Below are 666 nucleotides of genomic sequence, written 5' to 3'. Positions count from 1 at the left end.
AGCCTTAACGCCCGAACAACGCCAGATACAGGCGTTGGAAAAACAGGTCAGGCGTCTGGAAATGGAAAAAGACATTCTAAAGCAGGCGGCCGTGTTGATGAGCGAGATACGCAGTGGTGCTACTTGTTGATCACACGGCTGAGCGCCCAATGGCCGGTCACGGAACTCTGTCAGGCATTTAAGGTGTCACGCAGCGCCTATTACGATTGGCGGGAACGTCCTGTCGATACAGAACGTCTGCGGCTGCGCATCCGGACCCGTGAGTTGTATAACCAAAGTCGGGGGGCCATCGGCAGCCGCTCCCTGAGCCACTTGCTGACCCATGAGGGCACACCGGTTGGGCGCTGGCTGGCTCGCCGGCTAATGCAGGAATGCGGCCTGCAAAGCCGTCAGCCGGGGGCCCACCGTTATCGTCCACCGGGGAAAGAGCACGTGGCGTCGCCGGATTTTTTGCAGCAGCATTTTGCCCCGGCCAGCCCAAATACCCGGTGGTGCGGGGACATCACCTACATTCGTACACAGGAAGGTTGGCGTTACCTCGCGGTGGTGATGGATTTATTTTCCCGCCGCGTGGTGGGCATGGCCATCTCTTCCTCACCGGATGCAGAGCTGGTCTGCCGTGCCCTGAGTCATGCCCTGGAAACGCGCCCTATTGAAGGGCGGCTG

The 666-nt window shown here is 59.8% G+C and carries 1 protein-coding gene; it reads left to right on the top strand.

Translation table 11 applies throughout. From position 1 onward, the window contains the following. Positions 1–666, top strand: a 666-nt coding sequence (locus tag PSI15_RS18355; RefSeq protein ID WP_273584768.1) for an IS3 family transposase, incomplete at both ends; no start/stop codon positions are given.

Source organism: Xenorhabdus sp. PR6a, assembly GCF_028599065.1.
Taxonomy (GTDB): Bacteria; Pseudomonadota; Gammaproteobacteria; order Enterobacterales; family Enterobacteriaceae; genus Xenorhabdus; species Xenorhabdus doucetiae.
The sequence above is the reverse complement of the archived record's forward strand: the minus strand, read 5'-3'. Positions and strand labels throughout refer to the sequence as shown.